General features: G+C 62.6%; 17 protein-coding genes. 7 read left to right on the top strand and 10 right to left on the bottom strand.

Annotated elements, in window-relative coordinates; genetic code table 11:
- Nucleotides 1-41: 41 nt before the first annotated feature.
- On the top strand, nt 42-464 hold the full coding sequence (locus ACOI6Z_RS01810; protein WP_023290412.1) for a universal stress protein: 423 nt from the start codon (nt 42-44) through the stop codon (nt 462-464).
- On the opposite strand, the gene ACOI6Z_RS01805 is transcribed toward ACOI6Z_RS01810, so the two are convergent.
- Nucleotides 461-1,375, bottom strand: a complete 915-nt coding sequence (locus ACOI6Z_RS01805) for a LysR family transcriptional regulator (RefSeq protein WP_048336188.1) — start codon at nt 1,373-1,375, stop codon at nt 461-463. The two genes, ACOI6Z_RS01810 and ACOI6Z_RS01805, sit on opposite strands and share 4 nt — an antisense overlap.
- A gap of 120 nt (nt 1,376-1,495) precedes the next feature.
- Here ACOI6Z_RS01805 and ACOI6Z_RS01800 point away from each other — a divergent pair, with 120 nt between their 5' ends.
- On the top strand, nt 1,496-3,307 hold the full coding sequence (locus ACOI6Z_RS01800) for an adenine deaminase (RefSeq protein WP_065812296.1): 1,812 nt from the start codon (nt 1,496-1,498) through the stop codon (nt 3,305-3,307).
- A 2-nt stretch (nt 3,308-3,309) separates the two neighbouring features.
- The gene (locus ACOI6Z_RS01795) at nt 3,310-4,653 is read left to right on the top strand and encodes an NCS2 family permease (protein WP_023290415.1); all 1,344 of its coding nucleotides are present in this window, start codon (nt 3,310-3,312) and stop codon (nt 4,651-4,653) included.
- Here ACOI6Z_RS01795 and ACOI6Z_RS01790 read toward each other — a convergent pair.
- Nucleotides 4,643-5,542: a LysR family transcriptional regulator gene (locus ACOI6Z_RS01790; protein ID WP_032453496.1), complete on the bottom strand. Its 900-nt coding sequence runs from the start codon at nt 5,540-5,542 to the stop codon at nt 4,643-4,645. The two genes, ACOI6Z_RS01795 and ACOI6Z_RS01790, sit on opposite strands and share 11 nt — an antisense overlap.
- A gap of 183 nt (nt 5,543-5,725) precedes the next feature.
- Here ACOI6Z_RS01790 and ACOI6Z_RS01785 point away from each other — a divergent pair, with 183 nt between their 5' ends.
- Together ACOI6Z_RS01785 and ACOI6Z_RS01780 are read left to right on the top strand one after the other, a co-directional pair.
- Nucleotides 5,726-6,043: an RcnB family protein gene (locus ACOI6Z_RS01785; RefSeq protein ID WP_004201590.1), complete on the top strand. Its 318-nt coding sequence runs from the start codon at nt 5,726-5,728 to the stop codon at nt 6,041-6,043.
- Entirely contained in the window at nt 6,018-6,479 is a 462-nt protein-coding gene (locus ACOI6Z_RS01780) for a GNAT family N-acetyltransferase (protein WP_065812295.1), read from the top strand. The genes ACOI6Z_RS01785 and ACOI6Z_RS01780 overlap by 26 nt, the downstream gene beginning before the upstream one ends.
- Here the strand turns inward: ACOI6Z_RS01780 and apbC are convergent.
- Complete coding sequence (apbC, locus tag ACOI6Z_RS01775; protein WP_023290418.1) at nt 6,476-7,585, bottom strand: iron-sulfur cluster carrier protein ApbC; 1,110 nt, start codon at nt 7,583-7,585, stop codon at nt 6,476-6,478. The two genes, ACOI6Z_RS01780 and apbC, sit on opposite strands and share 4 nt — an antisense overlap.
- Before the next feature lie 153 nt (nt 7,586-7,738).
- Between apbC and metG the strand changes: the two genes are divergently transcribed.
- Complete coding sequence (metG, locus tag ACOI6Z_RS01770) at nt 7,739-9,772, top strand: methionine--tRNA ligase (RefSeq protein ID WP_032429194.1); 2,034 nt, start codon at nt 7,739-7,741, stop codon at nt 9,770-9,772.
- A gap of 109 nt (nt 9,773-9,881) precedes the next feature.
- Here metG and ACOI6Z_RS01765 read toward each other — a convergent pair whose 3' ends face one another.
- The 3 genes from ACOI6Z_RS01765 to ACOI6Z_RS01755 are packed head-to-tail and all read right to left on the bottom strand — an operon-like array spanning nt 9,882 to nt 12,801.
- Entirely contained in the window at nt 9,882-10,352 is a 471-nt protein-coding gene (locus ACOI6Z_RS01765; RefSeq protein ID WP_023290420.1) for a DUF1456 family protein, read from the bottom strand.
- A 47-nt stretch (nt 10,353-10,399) separates the two neighbouring features.
- Nucleotides 10,400-11,119, bottom strand: coding sequence for a two-component system response regulator BtsR (gene btsR / locus ACOI6Z_RS01760; RefSeq protein ID WP_420686828.1), 720 nt, complete (start codon nt 11,117-11,119; stop codon nt 10,400-10,402).
- Nucleotides 11,113-12,801 (bottom strand): sensor histidine kinase, encoded by a 1,689-nt coding sequence (locus ACOI6Z_RS01755; RefSeq protein ID WP_004189065.1) that lies wholly within the window; start codon nt 12,799-12,801, stop codon nt 11,113-11,115. The genes btsR and ACOI6Z_RS01755 overlap by 7 nt, the downstream gene beginning before the upstream one ends.
- Before the next feature lie 229 nt (nt 12,802-13,030).
- Between ACOI6Z_RS01755 and ACOI6Z_RS01750 the strand changes: the two genes are divergently transcribed.
- The gene (locus ACOI6Z_RS01750) at nt 13,031-13,144 is read left to right on the top strand and encodes a protein YohO (RefSeq protein WP_002912762.1); all 114 of its coding nucleotides are present in this window, start codon (nt 13,031-13,033) and stop codon (nt 13,142-13,144) included.
- Here ACOI6Z_RS01750 and ACOI6Z_RS01745 read toward each other — a convergent pair.
- Genes ACOI6Z_RS01745 through osmF form a run of 4 tightly spaced genes read right to left on the bottom strand, consistent with a single transcriptional unit; the run spans nt 13,119 to nt 16,862 of the window.
- A complete protein-coding gene (locus tag ACOI6Z_RS01745; protein ID WP_064154329.1) occupies nt 13,119-13,856 on the bottom strand; it encodes an ABC transporter permease in 738 nt (245 codons plus the stop codon). The two genes, ACOI6Z_RS01750 and ACOI6Z_RS01745, sit on opposite strands and share 26 nt — an antisense overlap.
- The gene (locus tag ACOI6Z_RS01740; protein ID WP_060590017.1) at nt 13,840-14,787 is read right to left on the bottom strand and encodes an ABC transporter ATP-binding protein; all 948 of its coding nucleotides are present in this window, start codon (nt 14,785-14,787) and stop codon (nt 13,840-13,842) included. The genes ACOI6Z_RS01745 and ACOI6Z_RS01740 overlap by 17 nt, the downstream gene beginning before the upstream one ends.
- Nucleotides 14,780-15,937, bottom strand: a complete 1,158-nt coding sequence (locus ACOI6Z_RS01735) for an ABC transporter permease (RefSeq protein WP_044524199.1) — start codon at nt 15,935-15,937, stop codon at nt 14,780-14,782. Before ACOI6Z_RS01735 ends, ACOI6Z_RS01740 begins: the two co-directional genes overlap by 8 nt.
- A gap of 7 nt (nt 15,938-15,944) precedes the next feature.
- Nucleotides 15,945-16,862 carry an ABC transporter substrate-binding protein gene (gene osmF / locus ACOI6Z_RS01730; protein ID WP_065812294.1) on the bottom strand — a complete coding sequence of 306 codons (918 nt, stop codon included), beginning with the start codon at nt 16,860-16,862 and terminating at the stop codon, nt 15,945-15,947.
- Between the last annotated feature and the right edge of the window lie 14 nt (nt 16,863-16,876).

Below are 16,876 nucleotides of genomic sequence, written 5' to 3'. Positions count from 1 at the left end.
TCAAAATACGCTGAGGACAACTTTTTTGCGCGGAGGTATTTATGGCGCTTTATCACCATGCGCTGGTACTGATTAACAGCAGTCAGGACGGCGTCCCGCTGCTCGAGCATGCCGCCAGAATGGCGGAAGAGAACGGCATGCGCATCACTATCGCCCACATCAGCACCGACTACCGGGCGCTGAACTATGTTTCCGACAGCCTGCGCGACGATCAGGTCTCGCAGGAGGTGATCCAGGCCAAAGCCCTGCTCAACGAGCTGGCCTGCACCGTCTCCCTGCCGGTGGATACCCTCTCGCTGGTGACCACCCGCCGCTTTGAAGATGTCGAAACCTGCGTTCGACAGCGGCAGATCGATTTAATTATTGCCGGGCACCATAACCGGCTGCTGGGCGTCCTCTCCTCACACTCGCTGGAGTACATCAACCACTTGACCATAGACGTGCTGATCAAGCACCTGCCCTAGCGCAAGGCGGCCTGCAGCAGGGAAAAACAGTCTTCGATAAGCGGCGGCAGCGCCTGCGGCCCGCGCATCAGGGCCACCGTGCGGGTCAACGCCGGCTGCTGCAGCTGGGCGACCTTGAGCGCCGGGTCCTGCAGATGGGTGGTGTACAGCTCCGGCAGTATCGCCACCGCTAAGCGCGAGCGCACCAGGCCATACAGGGTTTCGATATAGTCCACCTGGTAGCGGGTGGTCAGCGTCAGGCGATGGCTCTCCACTAATGCCGCCACCAGCCGCTGAATATTGCCCTTCGAGAAGACGGCAATGTCCCGCCCCACCAGCTGTTTCCACGGCAGATGCGCCTGCGCGGCCAGCGGATCGTCGCGGTGCAGCACCGCCACGAAGGGATCGTCGCGCAGCGGATAGACCAGCAGTTCTGCGGGCAGTGAGCTGTCGATCGCCCCGATGCCGAAATCAATCTCGCCGCGCTGCAGCGCCTGGATGAGCGCATCGTTGGTCTGATCGTGAAATTCAATACGCAGGCGGGGAAAGGCCTGGGCCAGGGTCTGCGGCAGCAGCGGAAACAGCAGCGAACTGACCGACGGCACCAGGCCGATGCGCACCGTCCCGTCGCCGCCCGCCTCGACGATCTGCTGCATATCGAAAAAGGCCGCCTGCGCCACGCTGAGGATCCGCTGGGCGTGGGGTAAAATCGCCGCCCCCAGTTCAGTCAGGGTGACCGCCGAAGCGGTGCGGTTGACCAGCTTGCCGCCGAGCACCGTTTCAATCTGCCGCAGAGCGCTGCTCAGCGCCGGCTGGCTAATCGCCAGCCGACTGGCGGTATCGGTAAAATGGCGCAGCTGGGCCAGGGTGACGAAATACTGAAGCTGTTTAAGAGAGAGCGCGGGCAGCCGCTGCCAGGGTTCGTTCATCATCGGGTTCGCTACGGTGGTCCTGCACAATAACCCGAGCTTATCGGGTGATAAATTTATTCATCTGGGCAAACGTTTGCTGTGCCCCTAGAGTATCCGCATTATCCTTGTGCCGGAGTGGTTATGTCCAGCAATGCTCAAGTCCGCCGTCGCGCCGTGCAGGCCGCGCGCGGCGAATCCCCGTTTGATCTGCTGCTGGTCGATGCGCAGATCGTCGATATGGCCACGGGCGAAATCCGCCCGGCTGACGTCGGTATCGTCGGCGAGATGATCGCCAGCGTCCACCCGCGCGGCAGCCGCGTCGACGCCCATGAAGTGCGTTCCCTGTCCGGCGGCTACCTGTCGCCCGGCCTGATGGACACCCACGTGCACCTCGAAAGCTCCCACCTGCCGCCCGAGCGCTACGCCGAAATCGTCCTCACCCAGGGCACCACCGCGGTGTTCTGGGATCCGCATGAGCTGGCCAATGTGCTCGGCGTCGAGGGCGTGCGTTACGCGGTAGACGCCAGCCGCCACCTGCCGCTGCAGGTGATGGTCGCCGCGCCGTCGAGCGTGCCCTCCACCCCCGGCCTCGAAATGTCCGGCGCCGATTTCGCCGGCGCGGAAATGGAGACCATGCTCGGCTGGCCGGAAGTGCGCGGCGTGGCGGAAGTGATGGATATGCATGGCGTGCTGCACGGCAGCGAGCGGATGCAGGAGATTGTCCAGGCCGGTCTCAACAGCGGAAAACTGATCGAAGGCCACGCCCGCGGGCTGAGCGGCGCCGACCTGCAGGCCTACCTCGCCGCCGGCGTCACCTCCGATCATGAACTGACCTCGGCGGACGACGCGCTGGAAAAACTGCGCGCCGGGCTGACGATCGAGATCCGCGGCTCGCACCCCTACCTGCTGCCGGAGATCGTGGCGGCGTTGAAAACGCTGCCGCACCTCTCCTCGCAGATCACCGTCTGCACCGATGACGTGCCGCCGGATATGCTGCTGGAGAAAGGCGGGATCATCGCCCTGCTCAACCTGCTGATCGAGCATGGATTACCGGCGGTCGATGCGCTGCGTTTCGCCACCCTCAACGCCGCTATTCGCCTGCAGCGCCACGATCTTGGGCTGATTGCCGCCGGGCGACGCGCCGACCTGGTGGTGTTTGATTCTCTGGAGAAACTGGCGGCCCGCGAAGTCTACGTTGGCGGGGAACGGCTGGCCCATGCCGGCCGCCTGCTGAAGCCGATCGCCCCGGCGCCGGGCGTGACGCCGCCGCGCGATACCTTGCAGATAGCCCCCCTCGCCGCCGATGACTTTATCCTGCGCATCAAGGGCATTCGCCACGGCGTCGCCCGCCTGCGCCATATCCGCGGCGCGCGCTTCACCCAGTGGGGCGAGGTCGAAGTGCAGATCCGAGACGGCCAGGTCCAGCTGCCCGCCGGCTTCAGCCTGATCTGGGTCAAGCACCGCCACGGCCGCCATCAGGCGACGCCGCAAATCGCCCTGCTTGAAGGCTGGGGCGAGCTGCGCGGGGCCATCGCCACCAGCTATTCCCACGATTCACACAATCTGGTGGTGCTCGGGCGCAATGCTGAGGATATGGCGCAGGCGGCCAACCAGCTTATCGCCTCCGGCGGCGGGATGGCGCTGGCGCAACGGGGCGAGATCCTCGCCCATGTGGCGATGCCGATTGCCGGCATGCTGTCGGATCTCCCGGCCGCCGAGCTGGCGCGTCAGTTCCGCGAGCTGCGCGATCTGAGCAGCAAAGTCGCCGACTGGGAGCCGCCGTACCGGGTCTTTAAGGCCATTGAAGGCACCTGTCTTGCCTGTAACGCCGGGCCGCATTTAACCGATTTGGGTCTGACCGACGGCGGCAGCCGCCAGATAGTCGACCCGTTGATAGCCTGCCGGGAAACCCCGGCGCCAACGCCTCACAACAATAATCCTCAGGGAGCCTGAGCATGGCCGATAACACACTTCACTCTTCCGCCCGCGATAACTGGCTGGAGCGCCGCTTTGCGCTGCGCTCGCGCGGCGGCACGCTGCGCAGCGAATGCCTGGCCGGGATCACCGGTTTTCTCGCCGCCGCCTATTTACTGGTGGTCATCCCGGGACTGCTGGCGATCGGCGGAATGGACAAAGGCGCCGCCACCACCGGCACCATTCTGGTCTTCGTCGTCGGCTCGCTGCTGATGGCGTTTTACGCCAACCTGCCGTTTATCGTCGGCCCGGGCATTGGCGGCTCAGTGCTGGTGGGGGTCACGCTGGCCGGTAGCGAGGGGATTGGCTGGCAGACAGGCCTCGGGATCGCCTGCTGGTCGGGGGTTCTCTTCTTCCTGCTGACCCGCTTTGGCCTGCGCGAAGTGGTCACCCGCTCGGTTCCGCAGTCGATCAAGCTGGGGCTGACGGCCTCCATCGGCCTGTTCGTCGCCGTCCTCGGCTTTCGCAACGCCGGGCTGGTGCTCGCCAATGCCAAAACCAACGCCCTGATGCTCGGCGACTTCCTCGCCCCCGGCGCGCTGGTGGCGCTGTGTGGCCTGTTCCTGGCGATAGCCCTGCAGGCGCGTAAGGTGCCGGGCGCCATTTTGTGGGCCATTCTGTGCGCTACCCTGGTGGGGATCCCGTTCGGCGTCACGAAACTGCCGACGCATTTTATCGATGTCCCCCACTCGCTGGCCCCGGTGCTGGGAGAGGTTGACCTGCTGGGGGCGTTAAACATCGCCTTCCTGCCGTTCCTGTTCGTCTTTTTCGCTTCTGAGTTTTTCTCCACCATGGGGACGACGCTGGCGGTGGGCGGCGAGGCGGGTCTGCTGGATGAAGAAGGCAACATGCCGCAGATTAATCGCCCGTTTATGGTCGATTCGATTGCCGCGGCGCTCGGCCCGTGGGTAGGTATTCCGGCGGCAACGGCGCTGATTGAGTCCTCGGCGGCGGCGGAAGCCGGCGGCAAAACCGGCCTCACCGCGCTGTCAGCGGCGGTGATGTTCCTGCTGATGCTGCTGTTCACGCCGGTGGCGCTGATGATCCCGAAGGAGGCCACCGCCCCGGCGCTGATCCTGATCGGCCTGAACATGTTCAGCGGCCTGCGCAAAGTGGATCTTGGCAACTTCACCGACGGCCTGCCGGTGCTGATGATGGTGATGATCACCCTCATCGCCAACAGCTTCGGCACCGGCATCGCCGGCGGGCTGCTGTTTTACATTGTGATCAAGGCCATCGCCGGCAAGTGGCGGGAAATCCCGATTGGCCTGTGGGTGCTGGCCGTCCCGCTGGTCTACTACTTCGCGACCTTAGTTAGACATTAAGCCCTTCACAATGTGATTTCACCTCTTCATATAACAAACGCACCGCGGCAGAGAGCTGTTTGCGGTGCGGACAAATCAGGTTCAACGGCACCACATCCCCCTGGTAACGCGGCAGCAGGCGCCGCAGGCGGCCCGCCCGCAGATCGTCGCTGACGTCGAGCATCGATTTATAGGCAATGCCCTCCCCGGCCACCGCCAGCCGGCGGATCACCTCCGCGTCATCGCTCATCACCGTGCCGGAGACCTTCTGCTGCAGAACTTCGCCGTCGAGGCTCAGCGACCAGCGGTCGAACGGGCGGCCGCGCAATATGTAGATCAACGCATTGTGCTGGCCGAGCTCCTCAAGGGTCTGCGGCTCGCCGTGGCGGGCGATCCACTCAGGAGAGGCCACCAGCACCCGACGATTTTCCGGCGCCACCGGCAGCGAAATAAACGAGGCGTCATCGTTATTGCCATAGCGAAACGCGACGTCCACCGGATCTTTAAACACGTCGGTCAGCTGGTCGGAAAAGAGCAGCCGCAGGCGCAGCGCCGGGTGGCGTTGCCGAAAGTCGCGGAACAGGGTCAGGAGCAGGTTACGCCCGAGATCCGACGGCACGGCGATCTGCAGCATGCCGCGAATTTCATCGTCCGGGGTCTGGATCTTCTGCAGGCCGGCCTCGAGGGTATCGAGCATCTGGGTGGCATACGGCAGCCAGGTCTCCCCCTCCGGCGTCAGGCGCAGGCTGCGGGTCGAGCGGGCGAACAGGCGAATATTGAGGATCGTCTCCAGACGCTTAATCGCCGCGCTCACCTGCGCCGGTTGCTGCCCCGCCTCGCGCGCGGCGTCGCTAAAACTGCCCAGTGCCGCGGCGCGGACAAATAAGGTCAGATCTTCCAGCCTGAACATGCCGATTCTCCCCTGCTTCAGATTGCTCCCAAAATAGGCATCACCGTCGCTGCAACGCAAGCGGCGCAGGACTTGCGCCGTGTTTTGCTTACACTTTTTAAAAATCCAGTGCTTGCCATTTCAGCAACGCATCAGGAATGATACGAGGCTGCTATTTTGAGTCCAGGTAATATTGAGGAAACTATGCGTAAAACAAAAATGATGCTTCTGGGCGTACTCCTTGCCACCGCCGGCGCCAGCTGGACGGCTTCTGCCGCGGGGATCGATCAGTATGCGCTGAAAGAGTTCACCGCCGACTTCACCCAGTTTCACATTGGCGACACCGTTCCGGCGATGTACCTCACCCCCGAATACAACATCAAAGGGTGGCAGCAGCGTAATCTGCCCGCGCCGGACGCCGGCAGCCACTGGACCTATATGGGCGGTAACTACGTGCTGATCACCGACACCGAAGGCAAAATCCTCAAGGTGTACGATGGCGAGATCTTCTATCATCGCTGATCCGCTCAAACTCCGCATCCGCCCCGGCGAACCAGCGGTCTTTCCGGCGCTGCGCCAGCTCTTTCTGCGGGCGCGCAGTATGTCGTGGACCTGGCTTCCCTCCACGACATGGCGGCTGGAAGATTTCGATGCCGCCACCGCGGATGAACAGCTATGGGTCGCGGAATACGACGGCCTGCCGGTGGGCTTTGCCGCCGTATGGACCGCCGATAACTTTCTTCACCATCTGTTCGTCGACCCGGACTGGCAGGGCAAACATATCGGCAGCGCGCTGCTGGCGCAGGTCGAACGGACCTTTACCGCCAGCGGGACGCTGAAGTGCCTGATGGAAAATAAAAACGCCCTGCGCTTCTACCAGCGTCACGGCTGGACCATCGAAGCACAGGGCGCCTCGCCCGAGGGCGGATACTGGCTGATGCGCTCGCCGCGGCCTTAAACGGCGCGGAAGGCAATCTCGCCCGGGATCACTTCTCCCTGCCAGTACATCTGGGCCGCCACCCGACCCGCCAGCTGGCGGTAGATGTCGGTAAATTCGCTTTCCGGACGCGCCACCACCGTCGGCGTGCCGTTATCCAGATCTTCCCGCAGCGTAATATGCAGCGGCAGCTGGCCCAGCAGCTGAGTGTGGTATTTCTCGGCCAGTTTTTGCGCGCCGCCGGTGCCGAAGATCGGCTCATGGTGCCCGCAGTTGCTGCAGATATGCATGCTCATGTTTTCCACGATCCCCAGCACTGGCACTTCCACTTTTTCGAACATCACGATGCCTTTTTTGGCGTCGATCAGCGCGATATCCTGCGGCGTGGTGACTACCACCGCGCCGGTGACCGGAATGTTCTGCGCCAGCGTCAGCTGGATGTCGCCAGTGCCCGGCGGCATATCCAGCACCAGGTAGTCGAGATCCGGCCACAGGGTCTCCTGCAGCATCTGCATCAGCGCCTTGCTGGCCATCGGCCCGCGCCACACCATGGCGTTGTCGTCGGTCACCAGGTAGCCGATGGAGTTGGTGGCCAGACCGAACTTCATGATCGGCGCCATATGGGTACCGTCCGGCGAGGTCGGGCGGCTGTCTTCCGCGCCAAGCATGGTCGGAATCGACGGGCCGTAGATATCGGCATCCAGAATGCCCACCTTCGCCCCTTCCGCGGCGAGCGCCAGCGCCAGGTTTACGGCAGTAGAAGATTTACCGACGCCGCCTTTCCCGGAGCTGATGGCGATAATGTTCTTCACGCCATTGATGCCGGGCTGGTTTTTCACGCGCTTGAGGGTCGCGATGCTGTGGGTCAGCTTCCAGTCGATGGCCTTCGCGCCAGTGATGCGCAACAGCTCGGCGCTGCACTGCTCTTTGAGCGCTTCGAAGGCGCTGCTCCAGACGAACGGCATTTGTAGCTCGATATGAACGGTATCGTCCAGCCAGGCGACATGGTGCAGCGCCTTGAGGGTGGTGAGATTATGCTTCAGGGTTGGGTGCTGGAAATTGGCCAGCGTCCCGGCGACCATCGCGCGGAGGCGCTCGGGGGATTTGGCCTGGGATTGCGAATTCATCCCGACTCCTTTGTTGTTTTGAGATGCTTTCAGTAATCACAGAGTTTATCACAGGAAAGGATTATCCATATATGGGCAGCCATTTATGGCGCACCCACAGCCCTTTTGGTAATATCGGAAGCCCTTTTTACAACAGAAGATGTAATGCTCACTATGACTCAAGTCGCGAAGAAAATTCTGGTAACGTGCGCCCTGCCGTACGCCAACGGCTCCATCCACCTCGGCCACATGCTGGAGCACATCCAGGCTGATGTCTGGGTCCGTTACCAGCGAATGCGCGGCCACGAGGTCAACTTCATCTGCGCCGACGACGCCCACGGCACGCCGATCATGCTCAAGGCGCAACAGCTCGGTATCACTCCGGAGCAGATGATTGGCGAGATGAGTCAGGAGCATCAGACCGATTTTGCCGGCTTCGACATCAGCTACGATAACTATCACTCGACGCACAGCGACGAGAACCGCGAGCTGTCGGAGCTTATCTACACCCGTCTGAAAGAGAACGGTTTTATCAAAAACCGCACCATCTCTCAGCTCTACGATCCGGAAAAAGGCATGTTCCTGCCGGACCGTTTTGTGAAAGGCACCTGTCCGAAGTGTAAATCTCCGGACCAGTACGGCGATAACTGCGAAGTGTGCGGCGCGACCTACAGCCCCACCGAACTGATCGACCCGAAATCGGTGGTCTCCGGCGCCACGCCGGTGATGCGTGACTCCGAACACTTCTTCTTCGACCTGCCGTCGTTCAGCGAAATGCTGCAGGCGTGGACCCGCAGCGGCGCGCTGCAGGAGCAGGTGGCGAACAAAATGCAGGAGTGGTTCGAATCCGGCCTGCAGCAGTGGGACATCTCCCGCGATGCGCCGTACTTCGGCTTCGAAATTCCGAACGCGCCGGGCAAATATTTCTACGTCTGGCTGGACGCGCCGATCGGCTACATGGGCTCTTTCAAGAACCTGTGCGACAAGCGCGGCGACACCACCAGCTTCGACGAATACTGGAAGAAAGACTCCACGGCCGAGCTGTATCACTTTATCGGCAAGGACATCGTCTACTTCCACAGCCTGTTCTGGCCGGCGATGCTGGAAGGCAGCCAGTTCCGTAAACCGACCAACCTGTTCGTGCATGGCTACGTGACGGTCAATGGCGCGAAGATGTCTAAGTCGCGCGGCACCTTCATTAAGGCCAGCACCTGGCTGAAGCACTTTGATGCCGACAGCCTGCGCTACTACTACACCGCCAAGCTCTCTTCGCGCATCGATGATATCGACCTCAACCTGGAAGACTTTATCCAGCGCGTTAACGCCGACATCGTCAACAAGGTAGTTAACCTCGCTTCGCGCAACGCCGGCTTTATCAGCAAGCGTTTTGACGGCGTGCTGGCCGCTGAGCTGGCCGACCCGGCGCTGTACAAAACCTTCACCGACGCGGCGGAAAGCATCGGCGAAGCGTGGGACAGCCGCGAGTTCGGTAAGGCCATCCGCGAAATCATGGCCCTCGCCGACGTGGCCAACCGCTATGTCGATGAGCAGGCGCCGTGGGTGGTGGCGAAACAGGAAGGCCGCGACGCCGACCTGCAGGCCATCTGCACCATGGGCCTGAATATGTTCCGCGTGCTGATGACCTGGCTGAAGCCGGTCCTGCCGCAGCTGGCCGCGCGCGCGGAAGCGTTCCTCAACAGCGAGCTGAGCTGGGACGCCATCCAGCAGCCGCTGCTGGCGCATAAGGTCAATCCGTTTAAGGCGCTGTACAACCGCATCGAGATGAAGCAGGTGGAAGCCCTGGTGGAAGCCTCTAAAGAAGAGGTGAAAGCCACCGCGGCGCCGGTCAGCGGCCCGCTGGCGGACGATCCGATTCAGGAAACCATCACCTTTGACGATTTCGCCAAAGTCGACCTGCGCGTGGCGCTGATTGAAAACGCGGAATTCGTCGAGGGCTCCGACAAGCTGCTACGCCTGACGCTGGATCTTGGCGGCGAGAAGCGTAACGTCTTCTCCGGCATCCGCTCCGCTTATCCGGATCCGCAGCCGCTGATTGGCCGCCTGACGGTGATGGTCGCCAACCTGGCGCCGCGCAAAATGCGCTTCGGCATCTCGGAAGGGATGGTGATGGCCGCCGGCCCTGGCGGGAAGGATATCTTCCTGTTAAGCCCTGACGACGGCGCGAAGCCGGGTCAGCAGGTGAAATAATAAAAAAGCCGGAGAATATCTCCGGCTTTTTTTTGCCCGGCGGCGCTACCCTTGCACGGGCCGACGGGTTTTGTAGGCCGGGTAAGGCGAAGCCGCCCCCGGCTAACCATCACGCCTTCGGGTTATGCACCCGCTGGGTCAGGCCGCGCAGGAAATTGCGCAGAAACTGGTCGCCGCACTCGCGGTAGTTTTTGTGGTCAGGCGACCGCATCATGGCGGTCACTTCCGGCACCGAGACGCGGTATTTCTGCTCGCTCATGATCGCCACAATATCATCCGTTTTCAGCGAGAAGGCGATCCGCAGCTTTTTCAGCACCGTATTGTTATTCACCCGGCGCTCCAGCGCCAGCTCCGGCGCCGAATCGTCTTTACCGCGCTTGTCATAGATAAGGCCGTTGAGGAAACCCGACAGGATAATGTCCGGGCAGCGGACAAAGCCCTCTTCATCCTCTTTCGTCGTCCAGGTGTCAAAGCTGGCGGAGGTGGATTCCATATCGGATAGCGCAAGAATGCGCACCATATCGTTATTATTGACTTTCAGGGTGTAGCGCAGGCTACGAAGAATATCATTACTGAGCATGAGTGCCTTTTACTGTCGATGATGCAATGGGGCGCAGTGTAGCAGCTTTACAGGCCAATCGCCTCTTTCAGGCTTTTTAAATAGCGCCGGCTCACCGGCACCGTTTGCCCGGCGCGCATCAGCAGCTCCGCCTGACCATTCTCCTCCAGGCGAATCTCCTTCAGGTGCGCCATATTCACCAGATACTGGCGATGACAGCGCAGCAGCGGCGTGCGGCTCTCAAGGGTGCGCAGGGTTAGCTCGGTAAACCCTTCCTTGCCCTCGCGGTCGGTCACGTAGATCCCGCTCATCCGGCTGCTGACAAAGGCCACATCCTCCATCTGCAGCAGCCAGATACGGCTGTGGCCGGTACAGGGTATGTATTTCAGCGTCTGCCGGGCGTCATCCAGCAGCGACACATCCTGCAGATTACGCTCCTGGCGCAGGCGGGCGAGGGTTTTCTCCAGCCGGGCAGCTTCAATCGGCTTGAGCAGATAGTCAAAGGCGTGCTCCTCAAAGGCTTTCACCGCGTATTCATCAAAGGCGGTGAGAAACACGATATAGGGGCGGTGCTCCGGGTCGAGCATCCCGACCATCTCCAGGCCGCTGATGCGCGGCATCTGGATGTCGAGAAACAACACGTCGGGACGCAGCTTATGGACCGCGCCAATCGTCTCCACCGCGTTGCCGCATTCGCCGACGATCTCGATATCGCGCTGAGTCTCCAGCAAAATACGCAGGTTTTCCCGCGCCAGCGGCTCATCATCGACGATCAATACTCTCAGCATGCATTCTCCTCCAGGGGCAAACGTAGGGTGACACGGGTAAAGCGCTCCGGTTCGCAGGTGACGCTGATACCGCAGTCGGCGCCAAAACGCGCCCGAAGCCGCCTGTCCACCAGATTCATCCCCAGCCCGCTGGCCTGAGGGTTGGCCCGGTACAGCCCGGCGTTATCTTCGATATCCAGCTGCAGCCAGCGATCGTCCTGGCTGGCGCGAATGGTAATTTCGCCGACGCCAAGATGTTGCGATGTGCCATGCTTAATGGCGTTCTCCACGATCGGCTGCAGGGTAAAGGCCGGCAGCTGGTGATGCGCCAGCCCTTCCGGCACCGCCATCTGGATCTGCAGGTTAGCCTGAAAGCGGGCCTTCTCAATCTGCAGGTAGGCGTTAACATGCTCGATCTCATCGGCGAGGGTGACGATTTCTGTCGGCCGCTTCAGGTTCTTGCGAAAGAAGGTCGACAGATACTGCACCAGCTGGCCGGCCTGCTCGCTGTCGCGACGGATCACCGCCTTCAGGGTGTTAAGCGCGTTAAACAGGAAGTGCGGGTTGACCTGGGCATGCAGAAGCTTGATTTCGGATTGCGTCAGCAGCGCCTTCTGCCGCTCGTACTGCCCGGCGAGGATCTGCGCCGACAGCAGCTGGGCAATCCCCTCCCCGAGGGTGCGGTTGATCGAACTGAACAGGCGGTTTTTCGCCTCATACAGTTTGATGGTGCCGATCACACGCTGGTTCTCGCCGCGCAAGGGGATCACCAGCGTCGACCCCAGCTTACAGTGCGGATGAATCGAGCAGCGGTAGGGCACCTCGTTGCCGTCGGCATACACCACCTCCCCGGTCTCAATCGCCCGTTGCGTATACGAGGAGGAGATAGGTTTGCCCGGCAGGTGGTGGTCGTCGCCGATGCCGGTAAACGCCAGCAGCTTGTCGCGGTCGGTGATCGCCACCGCGCCGATATCCAGCTCCTGGATCAGCACCTGGGCCACCTTCATGCTGTTCTCTTCGTTGAACCCCTGACGCAGGATCCCCTCGGTGGACGCCGCCACCTTCAGCGCCGTGGCGGAAAAGGCGGAGGTGTACTTCTCGAACATCGCCCGCTTGTCCAGCAGAATGCGCATAAACAGCGCCGCGCCGACGGTATTGGTCACCATCATCGGCGCGGCAATGCTCTGCACCAGATGCAGGGCGTCCTGGAACGGGCGGGCAATCAGCAGAATAATCATCATCTGCACCAGCTCGGCCACGAAGGTGATCGCCCCGGCGGTCAGCGGGCTAAAGACTTTGTCCGGCCGGCCGCGCTTGACCAGCACGCTGTGCACCAGACCGCCCAGCAGCCCCTCGACGATAGTGGAGACCATGCAGCTTAAGGCGGTCATCCCCCCCAGCGAGTAGCGGTGCAGGCCGCCAGTCAGCCCCACCAGCCCGCCGACCACCGGGCCGCCGAGCAGGCCGCCCATCACGGCGCCGATGGCGCGGGTGTTGGCGATAGAGTCTTCGATATGCAGACCAAAATAGGTCCCCATAATGCAGAAAATGGAGAAGGTGACGTAGCACAGCAGCTTGTGCGGCAGGCGAACGGTGACTTGCATCAGGGGGATAAACAGTCGGGTTTTGCTCATCAACCACGCGATGACCAAAAATACGCACATCTGCTGAAGCAGCAGCAACACCAGATCAAACTCGTACATACCCGCAAACCACACATTCTTGAAAGCGCGTACCTTACACTGCCTGGCGGAGACTTTCTTTGAAGCCCTGCATAAAAATGAAAAATGACGGGCAGGATCACACTTTTTTGCGGCGCGTGACGCAGCAAAAGCGGCAAAAAGCCCGGCGCGGCGCGCTAAACCGCAATTAATGTTTCATTAACACCTGTGCTTCACCGTATAATCCCCCTGTTAACATCAGGAGTCTATTATGAAGCCAGCGAAAATCGCGGTCGTCACTCTCTTCTTACTTATGGCCATCGGCGGGATCAGCGGCGTGATGCTGGCCGGCTATTCCTTTATTGTACGTGGCGGTGTCGGCTGAGCCAGCGGGCCAGGCGCTCAAATGCGCGGTCGACAATAATCGCCGCCAGCGCCACCAGCAGCGCCCCCTGCACGATATAGGCGGTATTAAACCCGCTCAGGCCGATGATGATCGGCGTCCCAAGCGTATTGGCCCCCACCGTCGAGGCTATCGTCGCGGTACCAATATTGACGATGACCGAGGTGCGGATCCCCGCCAGGATCACCGGGGCCGCCAGAGGCAGCTCCACCTTGCACAGACGCTGCCAGCCGGTCATGCCCATTCCTTCTGCCACATCTGACACGCCCGACGGTATCGACCCCAGACCGGCCAGAGTCCCTTGCAGCACCGGTAGTATGCCATACAGCGCGAGGGCGATCAGCGCCGGCAGCCAGCCAAAGCCCAGCACCGGCACCGCCATCGCCAGCACCGCCACCGGCGGAAAGGTCTGCCCGATAGCGGCGATGGTCTCCACCAGCGGACGAAACGCGCTGCCCGCGGGCCGGGTGACCGCCACCCCTGCCCCCAGCCCGACAGCGGTCGCCGCGAGGCTGGACGCCGCCACCAGCCAGCCGTGATCGACAGTGAGCGCCCAGAAGCTCTCCTGCTGGTAGACCGGCCGCGGCAGTTCCGGAAACAGCCGGCTGAACAACGGCGCGCTGTAGGGCAGCCCCGCCAGCAGGCCGATAAACATCGCGCTAAGCCACCACAGCGGCTCACGAAGCGCCTTCATGACTCGCCTCCTGGCGCAGCAGATCGGCAAAATGCAGCGTGCCGCAGGGTTGCCCCTCGGCATCCACCACCGGCAGCGCCTCGCAGCGCCGGGCGACAAACTGCGACAGCGCTTCCCGCAGGGTCATGGTGACGGTCAGCCCCTCGCCCGCCAGCCGCTCGTCGGGACGCAGATAGTCCCGCACCTCGCGCAGCGACAGCAGGCGCACGCCCAGCTCGCTGCGGCCAAAAAAGGTTTGCACAAAGCGATTCTCTGGCCGCAGGAGCATCTCCAGCGGCGCCCCCTGCTGGACCACCTCGCCGCCGTCCATCAGCACCAGGTGGTCCGCGAGACGCAGCGCTTCGTCAATATCATGGGTCACCAGGACAATCGTCCGCCCCAGCAGGCGATGGATGCGCAGCATCTCCTGCTGCAGCGCCTCACGGGTCACCGGGTCGAGGGCGCCGAAGGGCTCATCCATCAGCAGTACCTCCGGGTCTGCCGCCAGCGCCCGCGCCACCCCGACCCGCTGCTGCTGGCCGCCGGAGAGCTGATGAGGGTAGCGGTCGCGCAGCGTTGCCTCCAGCCCCAGCAGCGCCATCAGCTCGTCGACCCGGTCGGCGATCCTCCCCCGCGGCCATTTTTGCAGCTGCGGCACGGTGGCGATATTCTGCGCCACCGTCCAGTGGGGAAACAGGCCGATGGACTGGATGGCATAGCCCATCCGCCGTCGCAGGGTCAGGAGCGGCTGCTGGCGGATGTCTTCGCCGGCAAAGCGAATCATGCCCCGGTCCGGCTCCAGCAGGCGGTTGATCATTTTCAGCGTCGTCGACTTGCCCGAGCCGGAGGTTCCCACCAGCACCGAGAAAGCGCCTTCGCGCAGCTGCAGGGTCAGGTCCTTCACCGCCGGGTGGCCGGCAAACGCTTTGCTGACCCCTTCAAATTCAATCATTGGCCTCTCCTTTCAGCCAGGCGCCCCACAGGGCGAACAGAGCATCCACGACCACCGCCAGGGCAATGGTCGGCACGACCCCGAGCAGCACCAGATCCAGCGCGCTGCTCAGCAGCCCCTGGAACACCAGCGCGCCAAAGCCGCCGGCGCCGATCAGCGCCGCCACCACCGCCATGCCGACGGTTTGCACGCTGACCACCCGCAGGCTGCGCAACAGCACCGGCATCGCCAGCGGGAGCTGCACCTGACGAAAACGCTGTCCGGCGCTCATGCCCATTGCCGTCGCGCTCTCCAGCGCATCCCGCGGCACCTGCTGCAGGCCGGTCACCACCCCGCGCACCAGCGGCAGCAGCGCATACAACGTCAGGGCGATCAGGGCCGGCGCCACGCCGGTCCCGGAGACGCCCAGCTCGCCCAGCGCCGGGAAATAGCGCGCCAGACCGGCAAGCGGGGCAATCAGCAGGCCGAACAGCGCCACCGACGGGATAGTCTGGATCACATTGAGCACGGTGAAGGCCGGCGCCTGCCAGCGCGGACGCCGCCAGAGCCATACCCCCAGCGGCAGGCCAATGATCAGGCCCGGCAGCAGGGTGCCAAACAGCAGAAGCAGATGCTGGCGCAGGGCGTCGTCAAACACCTCCTGGCGGTTGGCATACTCCTTCAGCAGCGAGAGCTGATCGAGCGCCCCGGCGGCGAGCAGGATGATGGGCAGAAGCCAGACTTGCGCATTCAGCAGCCAGCGCCACAGCGGCCGGGCGGTAAGATGACGAATGGCCTCGCTGGCCAGCAGCAGGCAGAGCGCCAGCGACAGCCACAGACCGCTGCCGGGCGAGGTGCGCGCCAGCGGCGAGCCGTGCCGGGAGAGCTCAATCGCCGCCTGGCCGCTGCCCCAGATAAGCAGCGGGAAAAGCAGTTCGGCCAGCAGCAGATGGAGAAGCGGCGCAACCCTGCCCGGCAGCCAGCAGAGCAGGATCCCGGCGAGGGCTGCCGCCAGCTGAACGCCGGCGAGCCAGGGCATCACCTGCCACAGCCCGCGCCCTTCCCCGGAGAGTAAGCGATTCGGCGCGTAAGCGATAAACGGCAGCGCCAGCGTAACCAGCAGCAGGCCTGTCAGCAGCAGGCCGACGCGGTGAGTACAGCGAATGGTCACCGGTGGCTTACTTCAGCAGGCCTTTCTGCTGCAGATAATCTGCCGCCACGCGCTTCGCATCCTGGCCTTCCACCGCGATGCGGGCGTTGAGCTGCTGCAGGGTCTTTTCATCGAGGCTGGCGAAGACCGGCTTCAGCCAGTCGGCGATCTGCGGGTAGGCTTTAAGCACCGCCTCGCGCACCACCGGCGTCGGGGCGTAAATCGGCTGCACGCCCTGCGGGTCGCTCAGCGTCTGTAACCCCAGAGCCGCCACCGGGCCGTCGGTGCCGTAGGCCATCGCCGCGTTAACGCCGGAGGTCTGCTGCGCCGCCGCTTTGATGGTCACCGCCGTATCGCCCCCGGCCAGCGACAGCATCTGGTTCTGGTTGAGTTTGAAGTCATACGCTTTTTCAAACGCCGGCAGCGCGTCCGGGCGTTCAATAAACTCCGCCGAAGCCGCCAGCTTAAATTCGCCGCCCTGCTGCAGATAGCGGCTGAGGTCGGCCAGCGAGGTCAGATGATTTTTCTCCGCCAGCTCCTGGCGCACGGCGATGGTCCAGGTGTTGTTAGCCGGCGCCGGGGTGAGCCATACCAGCTGATGTTTCTCCTGATCCAGGCGTTTCACCTTCTCATAGCCCTGCCGGGCATTCTTCCATGCCGGGTCGTTTTCATCTTTAAAGAAGAAAGCGCCATTGCCGGTATACTCCGGGTAGATATCCAGCTCGCCGGCGACAATCGCCCCGCGCACCACCGGCGTGGTGCCGAGCTGGATTTTATTAATCGTTTTGACGCCGTGGTTTTCCAGCACCTGCTGGATCATATTGCCCAGCAGCGCCCCTTCGGTATCAATTTTCGAGCCGACCTTCACCGGCTCCGCCGCCTGCAGCGGCACACTTATCAGGGCGGCCAGCGCCAGCGCGCCGGACCATTTCGTCGCCATCTTCATCCCGCTTCCCTCAG

Origin of the sequence: Klebsiella sp. C239 (assembly GCF_048822715.1) — a bacterium.
In the GTDB taxonomy this organism is placed as follows: Bacteria; Pseudomonadota; Gammaproteobacteria; order Enterobacterales; family Enterobacteriaceae; genus Klebsiella; species Klebsiella quasipneumoniae.
This window is presented reverse-complemented; position numbering and strand designations above follow the sequence as displayed.